Raw genomic sequence first — 17,665 nt, forward strand, 5'->3', positions numbered from 1 at the left:
GATCCGAAATCAGGATTAGCCGCATTTGTTGCAATTTGCCCGAGATTTTACGCGCTTTATTGACCGATCGTCGCACCTTGTCGGTCCAAAGCGGCTTCTTTCAAGCATCTTTTTGATCTGGCACCGGATCCTGGTGCCAAAAATATAAGTCTTCTTCGCTTAAAACGCGTCTAATTTACAACTACGACTCTCCGGGCCCAACCCTGTATATCGGGCCATATCGGGCAAACCCAAGGTGCAGCGGACGAAGCCCTGCAAATTCCGTCCCTTCCTGGCTACTTTTTCCGCTCCAGCACGGCCGCGAAGAATCCATCGGTCTGGTGCCTGTGTGGAACGAGCTTCAGGTAATCGTCCATCTCCAGCGGAATGCGCTGCTCTTCCAGCACCGTTTTCATCGGCACCAGCGAGAATGCGTCATTTGCTGCCAGGAACTGCGCCACGATGGCTTCATTCTCCTCGTCGAGGATGCTGCAGGTCGCATAGACCAGCCGGCCGCCGGCTTTCACCAGGCGGGCAGCGCCGTTCAATATGGACAGCTGCTTTACATTGAGTTCGGTGATCGATTCCGGCCTGACCCGCCATTTGACGTCCGGGTTGCGACGCAGCGTACCCAGGCCGCTGCAGGGCGCATCGACCAGCACACGGTCTATCTTCCCGGCCAGGCGCTTGATCTTGGCGTCGTTCTCATGGGCGATCAGGACCGGGTGGACATTGGACAGTCCGCTGCGCGCCAGCCTGGGCTTGAGCTTGGCCAGGCGTTTTTCCGCGATGTCGAACGCATACAGCCGCCCGGTATTGCGCATGATGGCGCCCAGCGCCAGCGTCTTGCCGCCCGCGCCGGCGCAGAAGTCGACCACCATCTCGCCGCGACGCGCGCCGACGATCTGCGCAAGGATCTGGCTGCCTTCGTCCTGCACCTCGACCGCGCCGGTCTTGAACACCGGCAGGTTCTGCAGCGCCGGTTTCTTCAGGATGCGCAGGGCCAGCGGCGCATACGGCGTTGGTTCGGCCGCGATCGGCGCGGCCAGCAGTTCGGCAATCACCTGCTCGCGGTTCGACTTGATGGTGTTGACACGCAGATCCAGCGGCGCCGGGGTGTTCAGCGTCTGCGCCAGCAGCAGCGTCTCTTCCTCGCCGAAGCGCTCGGCCAGCCGGGTATACAACCAGTGCGGCAGGTTCGAGCGCAGTTCGGCCGGCAGCATGTTCCTGTCGATCTGCATCACATGCGTGAGCCACCGGGTCTCGTCCTCGGACAAGCCGCCCAGCGCATCGACGCCGACCGCGTCGGCCAGTCCCAGCAATGTCAGCCGGCGCATGCTGGCGCCGCTGCCGGATTCCGCAAAACTGGTGTAGACCAGCTTGTTGCGCAGCAGCCCGTAGACGGCCTCCGCGACCACGCCGCGCTCGCGTCCGCCCAGCCGGGTATGCTCGTGGAAATAGCGTGACAGGGTGTTGTCGGCCGGAGCGGTAAAGCGCAGGATTTCGCGCAGGACTTCCTCGGTGTGGCTGATGATTGCGGGAGGAAGCCTCATGCGGATTCTTTCATGTTCATTGTGAGTAAAACCTTGTCTTTGATGCGCACGCAGCCGTTTTCGATCGACAGCCTGCCGTCGATGAAGCTGCGCACCGCGTCAACATACAGCGGATGTTCGATTTCCAGCACGCGTTCGGCCAGGCTGGCCTCGGTATCGTCCGGCCGCACGGCTATCGCCTGCTGCGCAATGATGGGACCGTGATCCAGCGTTGCCGTCACGAAATGGACGGTGGCGCCATGGACCTTGACCCCCGCCGCCAGCGCCTGCCGGTGCGTATGCATGCCGGGAAAGCTGGGCAGCAGGGATGGATGGATATTCATCATGCGCCCGGCATAGTGTTCGACGAAACCGGGGGTGAGGATGCGCATGAAACCTGCCAGTACGAGCAGGTCAGGCGAATAACGGTCGATTTCCTGCTGCAGCAAACGATCGAAAGCCGCCCTGTCGGTATGGCCGCCGCTCGGCACGACGACTGCCGGGATCTGTTGCTGCCTTGCAAATTCGAGGCCGGGCGCATCGGCCCGGTTGCTGATGACTGCTGCGATCCGCGTTTGCCAACCCTCCCGGCGAGCGGCCCGGACGACGGCCTCCATGTTGCTGCCCCGTCCGGAAATGAGGATGACGATACTTTTCATGGCGCGCATTGTACATTACCGCCCTTGCCCGGCCGCCTCCCCGCGGACGGTCCTGCCGACTGCGCGGATTACTGGAACGAGTAGAAAACCCGGAACGGCACCTTCTTTTCGGCCCAGAAATCGGCTGCATCGCGGAATACGTCGAGCAATGTCTCGCGCGCCTCGCGGTCGAATTTCTGGGTATGCGGAAGTTGCTCCAGCACGACGAGGAAGCCGAACTGCTGGCCGGATTTATAGACCAGGCTGGTCAGGCAGTCGGACAGCGCGTCGAAATTCTTGCCAAAATGGCGTGGAAAGTGAAAAGCCTCGGCGATCGTCGCCAGCACCTGCTGCTTGGTCGACGCTTCTCCGCAATAGGCATAAAGGAAATGTTGCCCCAGTTTCGCCGCTTCGGCCTGCAGTTCGGTGACCCGGAAAGCACGGATGGACTGGACCACGTTCGGTGGCACGGTCTGGAACAAGTTCGCTTCTGCTGGCGCTTCTGGCATCAACTGCGGACCTTTCTCCTGGACTATGAGGGTATAGATGTTCACTTATCACTCTTGGATGCGTCGGAATGACGCGTAATGATCGTCTGTATAGAAGTATTCCCTGGACGCGCCTTCTTCTCCGCCAGCGACGATCCTTCTGGCTCCCCGGTTACGCGCGCCGGGCGTTTTGACAGTGAACTCACGATAATACCCGCGCTTTTGCTTTGGCAAAAGTCTTTCATAGTTACCAAAAACGGCGCCATCCTTGCTATATGGAAACGGGCCACCCTGCTTGATCAGCTGCAGTGTGTGCCTGGCTTCCCGCGGCAATTCGCTGACCAGCACCACATTGCCGTCCGGCGCGGAGCGCGCCATCCCGCTTGCCGAAAATACGAGCGCGAGCACGAAAAACAGCGCACGAAGGAAGGATTTTCCAGGAAGGCTATGTTGCATGGGGAGCGAGGGTTGGTCAGGGTACCGTAGCGTAACGCTTGTATGATTGCCAGGCAACTGCGCTTCTTCCGCTGTTCTTGATCTTTTCGCGCTGCCTGGAGCGCCACGGGGATGCCGCTATCGTCCGGCAAGCTGGCCGCGGGCATGAAGGGGAAGGTCATGCAGCCGCCGGCGACATGACGCCGCTTCATCGACAGCAGCCATCGATGGTGGCCAGCGGTGCGCCTACCGCAGTTTCAGTCGCCCCGCGCCACGCCTTCCCGGCGCGGATCGGCGCCGCCGAACCACCAGTCCTGGCCATTCCTGCGTATACGCATGATGGCCTGCAGGCCCGAGGTCTGCTCGTCCATACGCACCTGGTGGCCTTTTTCGGTCAACCGGGCGGCGACCTGTTCGGAAACACGGCCGCGTTCGAGTTCCGTCGGGCCGTTGCGGCTGCCGAAATTCGGAAGGCTGATCGCCTGCTGCAGGTCCATGTTCCAGTCCAGCACGCCCACCAGCAGCTTGGCGACATAATTGATGATGAAGCCACCGCCGGGCGACCCCGCCAGCAGCACCAGCCGGGCGCTTTCCCCCTCGAAAACCATGGTCGGCGCCATCGTGCTGCGCGGCCGCTTTCCGCCCTCGACCCGGTTGGCGATGGGACCGTCTTCATCCCTGGACGCATATGAAAAATCGGTCAGCTGGTTGTTGAGCAGGAAGCCGTGGACCATCTGGCGCGAGCCGAATGCGCTTTCCACGGTGGTCGTCATGGCGACGGCGCCGCCGAAACGGTCGACGATCGATATGTGGGAAGTCGAAGGCAGTTCCGGCGACGCGTCGCCGCCCCAGGCGACTTGCAGGCCGGCCGGCCGTCCCGCCGTCGCGCGGGCCATCGCCCGCGACCCGATCAGTGCGGCGCGCTGGGCGAGATAGGTCTTGTCGAGCAGCGCGGCCAGTCCGCCGCCCGGGATGGGCACGAAGTCGGGGTCGGCGACATAGCGGCCGCGGTCGGCGTAGGCCAGCTTGCCCGCTTCCACGAAAAGATGCACCGCCTCCGGGTCCAGCCCATCCCGGCCCGGAGGCCGCGCCGCGATATCGGTATTTTCCAGTATGCCCAGCATCTGCGCGACCGCCAGCCCGCCGGAAGACGGCGGCGGCATGCCGCAGATGCGCCAGACGCGGTAGCTGGTACAAAGCGCATCCCGCTGTTTTGGCCGGTAATCGGCAAGGTCTGCGGTGCTCAGCAGGCCGGGATTGGTCGGATGCTGCCTGACCTTGTCGACGATTTCCTGTGCGATCGGGCCGCGGTAGAACGCGTCGGCGCCGCGTTCGGCGATCTGCCGCATCGCATCGGCCAGCGCCGGGTTCTTCAGCAGGTGGCCGACCGGCCAGGCCTGGCCGGCAGCGTCGTAGAAATAAGCCGCCGCGACCGGGTCCTTCTTCAGGAACCGGTCTTCCCGCAGCAGCCTGGCGAGCCGCGGACTGACCAGGTAGCCGTTTTCCGCCAGCCGGATGGCGGGCTCGAACAGGGTGCGCCACGGCAGCCTGCCGTGCTGCGCATGGGCCCGCTCCAGCGTGCGCAGCACGCCCGGGACGCCGACCGCGCGTCCGCCGACCAGGCCATCGAAGTAAGGCACCGGCTTGCCGGTCGCATCCTGGAACAGGGTTTCGGTGGCGGACGCCGGCGCGGTCTCGCGACCGTCGAAGGTGGTCAGCCGCGCGCCGTCGAAATGCAGGATCAGCGCGCCGCCGCCGAGGCCGGACGACTGCGGCTCGACCAGCCCCAGCACCATCTGGGTCGCGATCGCCGCATCGACCGCCGAGCCGCCCTGCTTCAGCATGTCGTAGCCGGCATCCACCGCCAGCGGGTTGGCGGCCGACACCATGAAGCTCTGCGCATACCAGCCGGGCTTCTCGGTATAGCCGGACGCGGCTTCCGGCGCGAGCAGCGCGGGATTGACGTCGGGCTGCGGCCCGGTGAGGACGACGCAGCCGCCCAGCAGCGTCGTCAGCAGGAACAGGCTGGACGCCGCGGCGCGGCGCAGGGGATGCATCTTTATTTCGGCTGCATCCGGATCGCGCCGTCCAGCCGGATGGTTTCGCCGTTGAGCATCACGTTTTCGATGATGGTCTTGGCCAGGTGCGCGTATTCATTCGGCTTGCCCAGGCGCGGCGGGAACGGCACCATGCGGCCCAGCGCGTCCTGCACTTCCTGCGGCATGCCCAGCAGCATCGGCGTCTCGAAGATGCCGGGCGCGATGGTCATCACGCGTATGCCGTTGCGGGACAGGTCGCGCGCCATCGGCAGCGTGAGCCCGGCGACCGCTGCCTTGGACGATGCGTAGGCAGCCTGGCCGATCTGGCCGTCGAATGCCGCGACCGACGCGGTGTTGATGATGACGCCGCGTTCGCCGTCGGCTGTGGCGTCGAGCCTGGACATCGCATCGGCCGCGAGGCGCGACATGTTGAAGGTGCCGACCAGGTTGATGTTGACGGTGCGCTGGAATATTTCGAGCGGATGCGGGCCGTCCTTGCCCACCGTCTTGACCGCAGGCGCGACGCCGGCGCAATTGACCAGGCCGCTCAGCTTGCCCATGGCCAGCGCCGCTTCCACCACCGCGCGGCCGTCAGCCTCGGAAGTGACGTCGCAGCGAACGAACTTGCCGCCCAATTCACCTGCCAGCTTCTCGCCGGCCTCGACCTGCACGTCCGCCAGCACGACCTTGCCGCCGTTCTCGACGATCATGCGCGCGGTTGCCGCGCCAAGTCCCGACGCGCCGCCGGTGATGATGAATACGTTCTCCTGAATCTGCATCTTGTCCTCTCTGGGGATGGGAAAATTGACCGGTTCCGCGATGCCGCGCATGCCGCGCCGCTTGCGTCGACCAGCAGCGATTGTAGCGATTTTTTCAACGGCGACGGGAAAACCTGCCCGCCCTGGAACCTGCGGCGGGATTGGGCACCAAGCCACCGGGGCGCGGCTGCCGACTCGACTCTATAATGCTGCGCTTCCGGGATGGCAAGCCTGCCGTCCGGCTCGGGGCGCCAGGGCTGATGGCGCGGCAGGAAAACGCATGGCAATCGCGATACAAGTCAACCTGACGACGCTGCTGAAGGTGATCGAAGTGCTGGGCATCGTGGCCTTCGCCTGTTCCGGCTTCATCGAGGCGCGCCGCCGGGACATGGACATGGTGGGCATATTCACGGTCGGCTTCATCACCGCTTTCGGCGGCGGCACGCTGCGCGACCTGCTGCTGGACCAGCGCCCGCTGTTCTGGGTCGAGCGCCAGGAGTATGTGCTGCTGATCTTCGTGCTGGCGCTGGTCATCACGCCCTTCACCCGTCACATCAGCTCGGGCCGCGCGGAAAAGGTGATCCTGCTGGCCGACGCGCTGGGCCTGGGCCTGTTCAGCGTGCTGGGCACGTCGATCGCGGAAGACGCGAAGATGCCGCTTTTCGTCTGCGTGATGATGGGCGTCATCACCGGCATTTTCGGGGGCGTGCTGCGCGACGTGCTGTGCAATGAAATCCCGCTGGTGCTGCGGCGCGGCCAGCTGTACGCGACCTGCGCATTCTTCGGCTGCTGGGTCTCGCTGCTGCTCGACAAGGCCGACGCGCCCGAAGGCATCACGCTGGGCGCCGGCATCGGCGTGACCTGCGTGATGCGCCTGCTCGCGGTGCGCTTCAACCTGAAGCTGCCCGCCTAGCGGGCGTCCCTAGCGCGGCGCCAGGGCCGGCTTCAGTACCGGCGTCGCGTCGGCCAGCGCCGGTGCGATCGCCGTCGCCTGCGCCCGCGGCGCCTTGTGCGGGGCGGCGCTGCCCTCGACCACCAGCGTCACCGGCAGCAGCGGCACGATCAGCAGCGCGACGATGTTGATGATCTTGATCAGCGGGTTGATCGCCGGGCCGGCCGTGTCCTTGTACGGGTCGCCCACCGTGTCGCCGGTCACCGCGGCCTTGTGCGCCTCGGAGCCCTTGCCGCCGTGATTGCCCTCCTCGATGTACTTCTTCGCATTGTCCCAGGCGCCGCCGCCGGTGGTCATCGAGATCGCGACGAAGATGCCGGTGACGATCGCGCCCATCAGCACGCCGCCCAGCGCGGCCGGCCCGAGCAGCATGCCGACCAGGATGGGCACGGCCACCGGCAGCAGCGACGGCAGCACCATTTCCTTGATCGCGGCCGAGGTCAGCATGTCGACCGCGCGGTCGTATTCCGGCTTGCCGCTACCGTCCATGATGCCCTTGATGTCGCGGAACTGCCGCCGTACTTCCACCACCACCGCGCCTGCCGCCCGGCCCACCGCCTCCATCGCCATCGCGCCGAACAGGTAGGGCACCAGGCCGCCGATGAACAGGCCGACGATCACCGCCGGGTCGGACAGGTCGAATGCGACCGAGATGCCGGCGCTGTCGAGCGCATGCGTGTAGTCGGCGAACAGCACCAGCGCCGCCAGCCCGGCCGAACCGATTGCGTAGCCCTTGGTCACGGCCTTGGTGGTATTGCCGACCGCGTCCAGCGGGTCGGTGATTGCGCGCACCTCCTCCGGCATGCCGGCCATTTCCGCGATGCCGCCGGCGTTGTCGGTGACCGGGCCGTAGGCGTCGAGCGCGACGATGATGCCGGCCATCGACAGCATGGACGTGGCGGCGATCGCGATGCCGTACAGGCCGCCCAGGCTATAGGACACGATGATGGCCAGGCAGACCGCCAGCACCGGGTAGGCGGTGGACTTCATCGACACGCCCAGGCCGGCGATGATGTTGGTGCCGTGGCCGGTAGTGGATGCCTGGGCGATATGCTGCACCGGCTTGTACTCGGTGCCGGTGTAGTACTCGGTGATATAGACCATCAGGCCGGTGAGCACGATGCCGACCACCGCGGAGCCCATCATCGGGATGCGCATTTCCGGCGGCATGATCAGCCAGGTGACGATGGCGAAGCCGACCAGCGACAGCACCGCGGCGATCCACAGGCCGACATACAGCGCCGACATGATCTTCTTGCCTGGCAGATACTTGACGCGGGCACAGCCGATAATGGACGCCAGGATGGACACCGCGCCCAGCAGCAGCGGATACACGGCCGCCTCGGTTTCCATGCCGGTCATCATCAGGGTGCCGAGCAGCATGGTGGCGATCAGCGTGACGACATAGGTTTCGAACAGGTCGGCGGCCATGCCGGCGCAGTCGCCGACATTGTCGCCGACGTTATCGGCGATCACGGCCGGGTTGCGCGGGTCGTCCTCCGGTATGCCGGCCTCGACCTTGCCGACGAGGTCGGCGCCGACGTCGGCGCCCTTGGTGAAGATGCCGCCGCCGAGCCGGGCGAAGATGGAAATCAGCGATGCGCCGAACGCCAGGCCGATCAGGGGCTTGATCACGTCATGCTGCGACAGCGTGAAGCCCGCGCCGTGTGGCGCCGTCATCACCAGCACCCAGTAGAACAGGGTCACGCCCAGCAGGCCGAGTCCGACCACCAGCATGCCGGTGATGGCGCCGCCCTTGAAGGCGACATTGAGCGCCTGCTGGATGCCGACCGTGGCGGCCTGGGCGGTGCGCACGTTGGCGCGGACCGACACATTCATGCCGATGAAGCCGCAGGCTCCCGACAGCACCGCGCCGATCAGAAAGCCGATGGCCGTGGTCAGGCCCAGCCCGGGGATGAAGGCGATCAGCAGAAAAAGGATCACGCCGACGATGGCAATGGTGCGGTACTGGCGCGCCAGGTAGGCGGCGGCGCCCTGCTGGATCGCCGCCGCTATTTCCTGCATCCGGGCGTTGCCGGCATCCTGCCGCAATATCCAGCTGCGCGACATCATTCCGTAAATTACCGCGATCAGGCCGCACAGAACGGCAAATCCCAGAGCTGCTGCCATGTTGACTCCTCCTTTTTATGTCACGACAAAGTTGCAAGGACTACAGCGCCGCCATGGGCGGACACCTGTTACCGAAACTTTTGCGCTGCCCTTTTATTCTTGAGTGCCTGGGCTGGCCGAGTCTTTTCAAAACCGGTGCGGCAGACGCCGCACAAAAAAAAAGCGGACACCCGTGTCCGCTGCTGATCTTTCCGACTAATTGCTATTCAGGGCCATGATGAAATCCACTGTGTGGTCCTCCCAATTCGGCACGTTTGTTCGCTCGAAATTATTTTGGCATAAGACCGGGCACATCATGCATTTTAAATAAGCTGCCTGTATGTCGACGCCCGACGCATCCCGACCCTGAAGCACACTATAAGTCATAACCGGACCGATTCCGGTTTGCTGTGCAGGCAGTTTGTAGTGATTTTGCCACTATGCGCACGATGGCGCGTGCGGGGCTGGCAGCTGAACGCCGGAAGCGCTGGCTGGATGTTGGATCAAGATGCCGACCAGTAATTTGTTAAATGATGAACTTTCATCAGTTCAATCTTTCCAAGCGGATCAATCGTCCACCCGGAGTCGTTCATGAATGGCAAATCGAAATTCCTTGTATCAGTCCTCAGCCTCTGCTGTGGCGCGGCAAACGCCGGCTTTATCACGACCGGCGGCATCGATGGCGGAGACGATGGCCAGCTTTCCACATTGAACGGCGCCTGCACCGTCAATTTCAACGGCGGAAACGCGCTTAATTCCTGCGGTGCGACCTATACCGGCAGCGCGCCGAGCAACTTCCCGACCGGCACCAGCACGACCCATGCGTCGCCGGCGGACGACTTCACGCCCTATTTCACCGTCGGCCCTTCGGATGGCGGGCCAGTCACGATCTCGCTCGGCCAGCAGGCCAATTACTTCGGTTTCTTCACCGGCTCGCTGGACAGCTATAACCTGGTGCAGTTTTACCTGAACAACATCATGGTCGATGCGTTCACCGGCACGCAGATCAACGAAGTCGCCTTCCCGGGCGCCGCGACCAATGGCGACCGGACCCGGTCGACCTATGTGAACTACTTCCCGACCGCGAACGGGAACCAGGTCTTTTTCGACCGGATCGTCTATTCCAGCGGCGCCAATGCGTTCGAGACCGACAACCACACCTTCGGCCAGTCGACGCCCGACCAGCTCGGCAGCGTGCCCGAGCCAGGTTCGCTGGCACTGCTGGGCATCGCCGGCCTGGGCCTGATCGCCAGCAGCCGCAAGCGGCGGCGCCAGGCGTAATAGGCGTAACAGGCGTTCCGGCATCGGCTCATTGCGCCGATGCGCCGCTGATTCCCTGAAACCCGCCTCGATGTCGATGGCGGGTTTTTTTATCGACGCCGCGAATGGGCAAAAAAAAGCCCGCTCACGAAGAGCAGGCTTAAATCCATCCTTTGGGAGGGTGGAGGAGACGGAGTAACTATAGTAGTTACGGGGAAATAAAGTAAATTTCGATTAACGATATCGGATATATGGTTTGTGAATATTGTCGGTTTCCCGTGGTTCGATGAGCGCTCAACGCCGCTTTCATCCCGGAACCGCATGCATGGCGGCCCGGCGGCATCGGGGCACTGCGCGGCTGCCCTGCCGTACCGCCGCACAGCAAAACGCCCCGGCATGCGGGGCGTTTTCATTATCTGGCCGGATGCGGTGCTTCCCGTCCGGCCCGGCTGCGCAGCTTCGATGAAGCTGCCGGTCGTTGTTACAGGCCGTAGACGAATTCGCCGGCTGCCTGGGTTTCGGCGCTGCTCTTCGACGCAAGCGCTTCACGCAGGTCGACCATGAACACGGCTGCAACGATCGCGGAAAGGATGGACGTCTTTTTTTCGGTATTCGGCAATGGGGCGTAGGAATGAGCTGCGGTGGTCATGGTCTGGCTCCTGAAGGTTGGTTATCCAATGACTCAAAGATAGGGCCAGACAGCAATCAATTCCAATTCCGATGTTTGATACAAGATATCAGGCCAGTGAATAATTAATCGCGCGGCCTGATGACCCGCCCCTCCGGGACGCCAGCATCATAAAAAAAGCGGACCGGTGGTCCGCTCCGATCATGCCTGTTTTCCCTATTGCTCCAGCGCGGCGAATGCCCTGTCCCGGATTTCCTCCACCGGGCCGACGCCTTCGATGCGGCGGTATTTCGGCGCGCCCGGCTCGCCGGAGGCTGCCCACTGGTTGTAGTAGCCGACCAACACTTCGGTCTGCTCGTGGTACACCGCAAGCCGCTTGCGCACGGTGTCCTCGTGGTCGTCGTCGCGCAGGATCAGTTCCTCGCCGGTGACATCGTCCCGGCCCTCGACCTTGGGCGGGTTGAATTTCAGGTGATAGGTGCGGCCCGACGCCGGATGCACGCGGCGCCCGCTCATCCGCTCGATGATCGCGGCGTCCGGCACGTCGATTTCCAGCACGTAGTCGATCGCCACGCCGGCGTCCTTCATCGCGTCGGCCTGCGGGATCGTGCGCGGGAAGCCGTCGAACAGGTAGCCGTTCTGGCAGTCCTGCTCTTTCAGCCGGTCTTTCACCAGCCCGATGATGATGTCGTCCGACACCAGCCCGCCTGCGTCCATGACCTTCTTGGCCGCCAGGCCCATGGGTGTGCCGGCCTTGACCGCGGCACGCAGCATGTCGCCGGTGGAAATCTGCGGAATATTGAATTTTTCTTTGATAAAGGTGGCCTGCGTGCCCTTTCCGGCACCAGGCGCTCCCAGCAAGATGAGGCGCATGAAATCGATCCTAGACGAGTTTTGAAATCTGTTGCGGCGGTCGACGCGAGCCGCCATGGTAGTCTCTTTTACCATTTGAACTTTGCACGAAACTTACCACAAAACCTTGCTTATCCGGCAGTATTCGCCGCGCCTGCGCTATGACGCAGCGCAGGCGCCGTCATAGTGGCGGCGCACCCGCTCCAGGTCTTCCGGCGTGTCGACGCCGGCGGCCGGCGCTTCGCCGGCAAGGTGGACCGCGATGGCGTAGCCATTCCACAGGACCCGCAGCTGTTCCAGCGCCTCGATCTGTTCCAGCGGCGAGACCGGCAGGCCGGGATAGGCCTGCAGGAAGGACTGCGAATAGGCGTACAGGCCGATATGGCGCAGCGGCTGCAGGCCGGCGGGCAGCACGGCGGTGGACTGCGCGAAACCGTCCCGATGCCAGGGCACGGCGGCGCGGGAGAAATACAGCGCGCGGCCCCTGGCGTCGAGCACGACCTTGACCACGTTCGGGTTGAACAGGTCGGCGGCGTCGGCGATCGGGTGCGCCGCGGTTGCCATCGGCACGTCGGCGCTGATCAGCGCAGCGGTCGCGGCGACCAGCGCCGGGTCGATCAGCGGTTCGTCGCCCTGCACGTTGACCACGACCGCATCGGGCAGCAGCCCGATGGCGGCAGCCACTTCGGCGATGCGGTCGGTGCCGGACGGATGGTCGGCGCGGGTCAGGTGCGCCGCGACGCCATGTTCGCGGCACGCGGCCAGGATGTCCGCATGGTCGGTAGCGACGATGACGCGCGCGGCGCCCGACAGCGCTGCCCGCTCGGCCACCCGCACCACCATGGGCTTGCCGCCGAGGTCGGCCAGCGGCTTGCCGGGCAGCCGGGTCGACGCCAGCCGCGCCGGGATGATGACGGTAAACGACATCGGCCGCTCAGCCTGCCAGGTTGCCGGGAGCCGGCGGCACCAGCGTCGCCGCATTCAGGTCGCGGGCTTCGTCCGGCCACATGATGGGTATGCCGTCGCGGATCGGATAGGCGAGCTTGTCGGGCTGGCAGATCAGTTCCTGCGCCTTCCGGTCATAGTCCAGCGGGCGTTTGCAAATCGGGCAAACCAGGATGTCTATCAGTCGGGAATCCACGTAATTTCTCCACAATGTAATCGGCCAGGGCGGCGTCGATGACAGCCTCGACCGGCACAAACCAGAGCCTTGCATCGTTCCTGAGGGCGTCAGAGTGGCGACATTTTACTGCATCCTTCTCCGTGATCAGGATGACATCGGCGCTGCTGCCGCCGAACGGGTTGTCGTCGAACGCATAGTGGTCCGGCAGCGGCATGCGCTCGAATCGCAGGCCCTGTCCTTCCAGCATCGCGAAGTAGCGCTCCGGGTTGCCGATGCCGGCGGCGGCGGCAATTTTCAGGGCCGGCGCGCGTGCGGCAAGTGCGGACAGGCGCATGCGCCCGTGCGGCGGCGCGAGCTGCACCGCCCATTCGCCGCGCAGCTCCATGCCGAACGCATCCGCCGGCATGCCGGGCGCGGCGCCGCCGTTGACCACGGTGACATCGCGCCGCCGCGACAGCGGTTCGCGCAGCGGGCCGGCCGGCAGCAGCCAGCCATTGCCGGCGCCGCGGCCGTCGAACAGGATGATTTCCAGGTCACGCGCGAGCGCATAGTGCTGCAGGCCGTCGTCCAGCAGCAGCAGGTCGACGTCGGGATGCGCGGCCAGCAGCGCGCGGCCGGCGGCGGCGCGCGCGGGCCCGACCGCCATCGGACAGCCGGCATGGCGCGCGATCAGCAGCGGCTCGTCGCCGACCTCGTCCGGGCTGGCGTCGGCGCTGACCAGGCGCGGCCCGTCCAGGCTGGCGCCGTAGCCGCGCGAAACCACGCCCGGATGGAAGCCCGCCGCGCGCAGGCGCTGGGCCAGCCAGATGGTCAGAGGGGTCTTGCCTGTGCCGCCGACGAAGATGTTGCCGACGACCAGCACTGGCACCGGGAGCCGTTCCGCGCGCAGCAGGCCGGCGCGGTACAGCCGGCGGCGCAGCCCTGTCAGCAGGCCGAACAGCAGCGAGACCGGCAGCAGCAGCCAGGCGGCGGGACCGCGCCGGCGCCAGATGCGGTGGAAGGCCGCGTGCAGGCCGGAGGGAGACGATGCCACGGGGCAGGCCCGGAGCGCTTACTTCGCGCCGCCCGACTGCGCGGCGAAGGTCAGTTGCGGCAGTCCGGCGATGCGGGCCGCTTCCATGATGTTGATCACGGTCTGGTGGGTCGCCAGCGCATCGGCATTGATGATCAGCACCGGGTCCTGCTTGTTCTGGGCGCCGGCGGCCGACGCGGCGCGGCGCAGGTCCTCGGCCAGGCCGGCGACGTCGCGGTAGGCGACCTGCACATTGTTGATCGCATAGCGGCCCTGCGCATCGACCAGCACGTGGATCTCGGGCGGACGCTGCTGCGCCTTCTCGGCCTCGGCCGTCGGCAGCGTGACCTGCAGGGCGGTGAAGCGGCTGTAGGTCGTGGTGACCATCAGGAAGATCAGGATCACCAGCAGCACGTCGATAAACGGAATCAGGTTGATTTCCGGCTCTTCGCGGGCCATGCCTCGGCGGAAGTTCATCGTGTGTCCTCGTGCGGCTTAATTGCGTGCGTCATGCACGATGTCGACGAACTTGACCGCCTGCTGCTCCATGTCGACGATGAAGCTGTCGACCAGCGCGCGGAAATGGCGGTAGAACACGACGGCAGGCATCGCGATCGCCAGGCCGAAGCCGGTGTTGTAGAGCGCCACCGAGATGCCGTGCGCCAGCTGCGCCGGGTTGGTCCCGGCCGCATCCTGCGCGCCGAAAATCTCGATCATGCCGACCACCGTGCCGAACAGGCCCATCAGCGGCGCCAGGCTGGCGATGGTGCCCAGCGTGGTCAGGAAGCGCTCCAGTTCATGCGCGGCCCCGCGGCCGGCTTCCTCGATCGACTCCTTCATCACCTCGCGCGGCGCATTGACGTTGCGCAGGCCGGCGGCGAGCACCCGGCCCAGCGGGGAATTGGCGGAAAGGTTGTCGATGACGTCACGGTTGATCTTGCCGCTCTGGTAGACCTTGATGACTTCCTGCAGCAGCGTCGGGGGCAGTATCCTGTTGCGCCGCAGGTACAATGTTCTCTCGACGATCAGGGTCAGCGCCAGCAACGAGGCGATAAGCAGAAACCAGATCGGCCAGCCGGCAGCTTGAATAATGGCGAACAAAAAACACTCCTTGTTGTATGGGGCAAATTACTGGATGCGGGAATGTAACCTGTTGGCCGGGCATGGGCAAGTTTCCCGGAAGACTGATGTCAATACGATCATAAGTCCGGCCACCAGCCAAAAAGTTTTGCACAGGCTCTGTGGATAACATTGTGAACAACCGTAGGATTGAACAGCAAAGTACTTGATTTATAAGACATTTCCCTGTGTGCTCAGGAAACACTCACACCTATAATTCCTTTAAAATCAACTACTTGCATAATACTTTGGAGCTTTTGCATGATTTATGACCGGGCGATGAATTATTTCCTTCACTGTGGAAAGCTGGGCGCATGAGTCAGGTTTTCGGAAGCGAGCCGGTTGCCGCGACGCCGCCGGTATTGACCGTATCCGCGCTGAACCAGGCGGTGGCGCGCATGCTGGAACGCAATTTTCCGCTGGCCTGGATCTCCGGCGAGATTTCCAACTTCACCAAGGCCGTGTCCGGCCACTGGTACTTCACGCTGAAGGACAGCGCTGCGCAGGTCAGGTCGGTGATGTTCCGCGGCCGCGCCCAATATGCCGACTTCATGCCGCGCGAGGGCGACAAGGTCGAGGTGCGGGCGCTGGTCACGCTGTATGCGCCCCGCGGCGAATACCAGCTGAGCGTGGAAGCGATACGCCGCGCCGGCGTCGGCAACCTGTATGAAGCGTTCCTGCAGCTGAAGGCCAGGCTGACCGAGGAAGGCTTGTTCGATGCATCCCGCAAGCGGCCGCTGCCGCTGTTCGCCCGCACCGTGGGCATCGTCACCAGCCTGCAGGCGGCTGCGCTGCGCGACGTGCTGACCACGCTGCGCCGGCGCTCGCCGCACCTGGCCGTGATCCTGTATCCGACGCCGGTGCAGGGCGAAGGCTCGGCGCAGAAGATTGCGCAGGCCATCGCCACCGCGTCGCTGCGGGCGGAATGCGACGTGCTGCTGGTGTGCCGCGGCGGCGGCAGCATCGAGGACCTGTGGTCGTTCAATCATGAAGCGGTGGCGCGGGCCATAGCCGGCTGCACGATGCCGGTCATTTCCGGCGTCGGGCATGAAACCGACTTCACCATCGCCGATTTCGCCGCCGACCTGCGGGCGCCGACGCCGACGGCCGCCGCCGAGATGGCGTCGGCGCCGCGCGCGCACTGGCTCGATACGCTGGAAAGCATGGCCGACGACCTGACGCGGGCGATGCGGCGGCGGCTATCCGAGTCCGCGCAAAACCTGGACTGGCTGTCGCGCCGCCTGGTCAGCCCGAGCGCCTATGCCGCGCACCAGCGGCTGAAGCTGCAGGCAATGCAGCTGCGGCTGGCGCATGCGACCCGCACGCCGCTCGGCCTGGCGCGTTACGCGGTCAACCAGCTCGACACGCGGCTGCGGGCGCAGCTGCCCGATATCGCCGCCGAGCGCCGCCGGCTGGCCGAGCAGGGCCGGCGGCTGCAGACGCAGGCGGTGGCCCAGCAGCGCCAGCGCCGGCAGGCGCTGATGGCGCTGGCGTCGCAGCTGGAACTGCTCAATCCGCAGCGCACGCTGGAGCGCGGCTACGCGATCATCACCGACGGCGCCGGCGCGGTGGTGCGCTCGCCGAGCCAGCTGCGGCCGAAGCAGGTGCTGTCGCTGCGGCTGGCCGACGGCGGCGCCGACGTCACGCTGGCCAGCGTGCAGCCGACGCTGGACGGCACGACTTGACCGGACAGGATGCGGCGATCGCCCATCCGTTTTACAATGCTTATTTGGCAAATTCACGTTCAACCCAAAAACCACAAGGACACAACATGGAACATACTCTGCCACCCCTGCCCTACCCGATGGACGCGCTGCAGCCGCACATGTCCAAGGAAACCCTGGAATACCACTACGGCAAGCATCACCAGGCCTATGTGACCAACCTCAACAACCTGATCAAGGGCACCGAGTTTGAAAACATGTCCCTGGAAGACATCATCAAGAAGTCTTCCGGCGGCGTCTTCAACAACTCGGCCCAGGTCTGGAACCACACCTTCTTCTGGAATTGCCTGTCCCCGCAGGGCGGCAATGCGCCGACCGGCAAGGTCGCCGACGCGATCAATGCCAAGTGGGGCTCGTTCGACAAGTTCAAGGAAGAATTCACCAAGTCCGCGGTCGGCAACTTCGGTTCCGGCTGGACCTGGCTGGTGTCCAAGGGCGACGGCTCGGTCGACATCGTCAACACGTCCAATGCCGCAACGCCGCTGACCACCGCGGACAAGCCTGTGCTGACCTGCGACGTCTGGGAGCATGCGTACTACATCGACTACCGCAATGCCCGTCCCAAGTTCCTGGAAAACTACTGGAACCTGGTCAACTGGGAATTCGCGAACAAGAACCTGGCGTAAGTGGTAACCAGCTGAACTTCAGCTGAACTTCAGCCGGACCTGAAATGAAAATCCCCGCGGCGCTGGCGCCGCGGGGATTTTTTTATGCTCCGGCGAAAAACCTACGGTTTCCGGCCCGCCGTGAATTCCTCCCTGGTCCAGGCGCCGGCCTGTTCGCTCAGGCTGATGCCAAGGCCAAGGCCGGCGTGGCCGTCCGCCGTCTCGATCTCGGCGAAAAGGATGGCGATCTCCGTCATCGGCTTTTGGCGGCCGGTCAGCACCTTGGCGTCGCTGATCGGCGTCTTCAGCGGCAGGTAGACCGACGAGATGCGGACCGAGGCGATCCGGTCCGCGGATGCCGGGACAGCAGCGGCAGCGGGATGGGCAGGCATGTTCACGATCATTCCTCGGG

18 protein-coding genes and 1 pseudogene are annotated in these 17,665 nt (G+C 64.4%); 4 read left to right on the forward strand and 15 right to left on the reverse strand.

Going from position 1 to position 17,665, the window contains the following annotated elements; all coding sequences use genetic code 11:
- Positions 1-275: 275 nt before the first annotated feature.
- From QOL82_RS09340 to QOL82_RS09365, 6 genes are all read right to left on the reverse strand, one after another.
- Positions 276-1,532 (reverse strand): RsmB/NOP family class I SAM-dependent RNA methyltransferase, encoded by a 1,257-nt coding sequence (locus QOL82_RS09340; RefSeq protein WP_283441981.1) that lies wholly within the window; start codon positions 1,530-1,532, stop codon positions 276-278.
- Positions 1,529-2,170, reverse strand: coding sequence for a phosphoribosylglycinamide formyltransferase (purN, locus tag QOL82_RS09345; RefSeq protein WP_283442109.1), 642 nt, complete (start codon positions 2,168-2,170; stop codon positions 1,529-1,531). The genes QOL82_RS09340 and purN overlap by 4 nt, the downstream gene beginning before the upstream one ends.
- 68 nt (positions 2,171-2,238) lie before the next feature.
- The gene (locus QOL82_RS09350) at positions 2,239-2,658 is read right to left on the reverse strand and encodes a barstar family protein (protein ID WP_346772291.1); all 420 of its coding nucleotides are present in this window, start codon (positions 2,656-2,658) and stop codon (positions 2,239-2,241) included.
- 48 nt (positions 2,659-2,706) lie between these two features.
- Entirely contained in the window at positions 2,707-3,093 is a 387-nt protein-coding gene (locus QOL82_RS09355; protein ID WP_283441983.1) for a guanyl-specific ribonuclease, read from the reverse strand.
- A 236-nt stretch (positions 3,094-3,329) separates the two neighbouring features.
- Entirely contained in the window at positions 3,330-5,129 is a 1,800-nt protein-coding gene (ggt, locus tag QOL82_RS09360) for a gamma-glutamyltransferase (RefSeq protein WP_283441984.1), read from the reverse strand.
- 2 nt (positions 5,130-5,131) lie between these two features.
- The gene (locus tag QOL82_RS09365; protein ID WP_283441985.1) at positions 5,132-5,890 is read right to left on the reverse strand and encodes a 3-hydroxyacyl-CoA dehydrogenase; all 759 of its coding nucleotides are present in this window, start codon (positions 5,888-5,890) and stop codon (positions 5,132-5,134) included.
- 259 nt (positions 5,891-6,149) lie between these two features.
- Here QOL82_RS09365 and QOL82_RS09370 point away from each other — a divergent pair, with 259 nt between their 5' ends.
- A complete protein-coding gene (locus QOL82_RS09370) occupies positions 6,150-6,782 on the forward strand; it encodes a trimeric intracellular cation channel family protein (RefSeq protein WP_283441986.1) in 633 nt (210 codons plus the stop codon).
- Between the two features lie 9 nt (positions 6,783-6,791).
- Here QOL82_RS09370 and QOL82_RS09375 read toward each other — a convergent pair whose 3' ends face one another.
- Complete coding sequence (locus QOL82_RS09375; RefSeq protein WP_283441987.1) at positions 6,792-8,951, reverse strand: sodium-translocating pyrophosphatase; 2,160 nt, start codon at positions 8,949-8,951, stop codon at positions 6,792-6,794.
- 570 nt (positions 8,952-9,521) lie between these two features.
- Between QOL82_RS09375 and QOL82_RS09380 the strand changes: the two genes are divergently transcribed.
- Positions 9,522-10,211, forward strand: a complete 690-nt coding sequence (locus tag QOL82_RS09380; RefSeq protein WP_283441988.1) for an Npun_F0296 family exosortase-dependent surface protein — start codon at positions 9,522-9,524, stop codon at positions 10,209-10,211.
- Between the two features lie 460 nt (positions 10,212-10,671).
- On the opposite strand, the gene QOL82_RS09385 is transcribed toward QOL82_RS09380, so the two are convergent.
- The 7 genes from QOL82_RS09385 to QOL82_RS09415 form a co-directional block, all read right to left on the reverse strand.
- The gene (locus tag QOL82_RS09385; protein ID WP_283441989.1) at positions 10,672-10,839 is read right to left on the reverse strand and encodes a hypothetical protein; all 168 of its coding nucleotides are present in this window, start codon (positions 10,837-10,839) and stop codon (positions 10,672-10,674) included.
- Positions 10,840-11,034: 195 nt separating this feature from the next.
- Entirely contained in the window at positions 11,035-11,691 is a 657-nt protein-coding gene (gene adk, locus QOL82_RS09390; RefSeq protein ID WP_283441990.1) for an adenylate kinase, read from the reverse strand.
- 138 nt (positions 11,692-11,829) lie between these two features.
- Positions 11,830-12,597: a 3-deoxy-manno-octulosonate cytidylyltransferase gene (gene kdsB, locus QOL82_RS09395; protein ID WP_283441991.1), complete on the reverse strand. Its 768-nt coding sequence runs from the start codon at positions 12,595-12,597 to the stop codon at positions 11,830-11,832.
- A 7-nt stretch (positions 12,598-12,604) separates the two neighbouring features.
- Complete coding sequence (locus QOL82_RS09400) at positions 12,605-12,811, reverse strand: Trm112 family protein (protein ID WP_283441992.1); 207 nt, start codon at positions 12,809-12,811, stop codon at positions 12,605-12,607.
- On the reverse strand, positions 12,750-13,826 hold the full coding sequence (gene lpxK / locus QOL82_RS09405; protein ID WP_283441993.1) for a tetraacyldisaccharide 4'-kinase: 1,077 nt from the start codon (positions 13,824-13,826) through the stop codon (positions 12,750-12,752). Before lpxK ends, QOL82_RS09400 begins: the two co-directional genes overlap by 62 nt.
- Positions 13,827-13,844: 18 nt before the next feature.
- Entirely contained in the window at positions 13,845-14,282 is a 438-nt protein-coding gene (locus tag QOL82_RS09410) for an ExbD/TolR family protein (RefSeq protein WP_283441994.1), read from the reverse strand.
- Between the two features lie 18 nt (positions 14,283-14,300).
- Positions 14,301-14,906 carry a MotA/TolQ/ExbB proton channel family protein gene (locus QOL82_RS09415; protein ID WP_283441995.1) on the reverse strand — a complete coding sequence of 202 codons (606 nt, stop codon included), beginning with the start codon at positions 14,904-14,906 and terminating at the stop codon, positions 14,301-14,303.
- A gap of 332 nt (positions 14,907-15,238) precedes the next feature.
- Between QOL82_RS09415 and xseA the strand changes: the two genes are divergently transcribed.
- Both xseA and sodB read left to right on the forward strand, forming a co-directional pair.
- Positions 15,239-16,609 (forward strand): exodeoxyribonuclease VII large subunit, encoded by a 1,371-nt coding sequence (xseA, locus tag QOL82_RS09420; RefSeq protein ID WP_283441996.1) that lies wholly within the window; start codon positions 15,239-15,241, stop codon positions 16,607-16,609.
- Positions 16,610-16,695: 86 nt separating this feature from the next.
- On the forward strand, positions 16,696-17,274 hold the full coding sequence (sodB, locus tag QOL82_RS09425) for a superoxide dismutase [Fe] (protein ID WP_283441997.1): 579 nt from the start codon (positions 16,696-16,698) through the stop codon (positions 17,272-17,274).
- Between the two features lie 143 nt (positions 17,275-17,417).
- Here sodB and QOL82_RS09430 read toward each other — a convergent pair.
- Positions 17,418-17,645, reverse strand: a pseudogene (locus tag QOL82_RS09430) (L-talarate/galactarate dehydratase); the annotation flags it as partial.
- Positions 17,646-17,665: the final 20 nt, after the last annotated feature.

The organism is Noviherbaspirillum suwonense, assembly GCF_900182955.1.
Classification (GTDB): domain Bacteria; phylum Pseudomonadota; class Gammaproteobacteria; order Burkholderiales; family Burkholderiaceae_D; genus Noviherbaspirillum_A; species Noviherbaspirillum_A suwonense.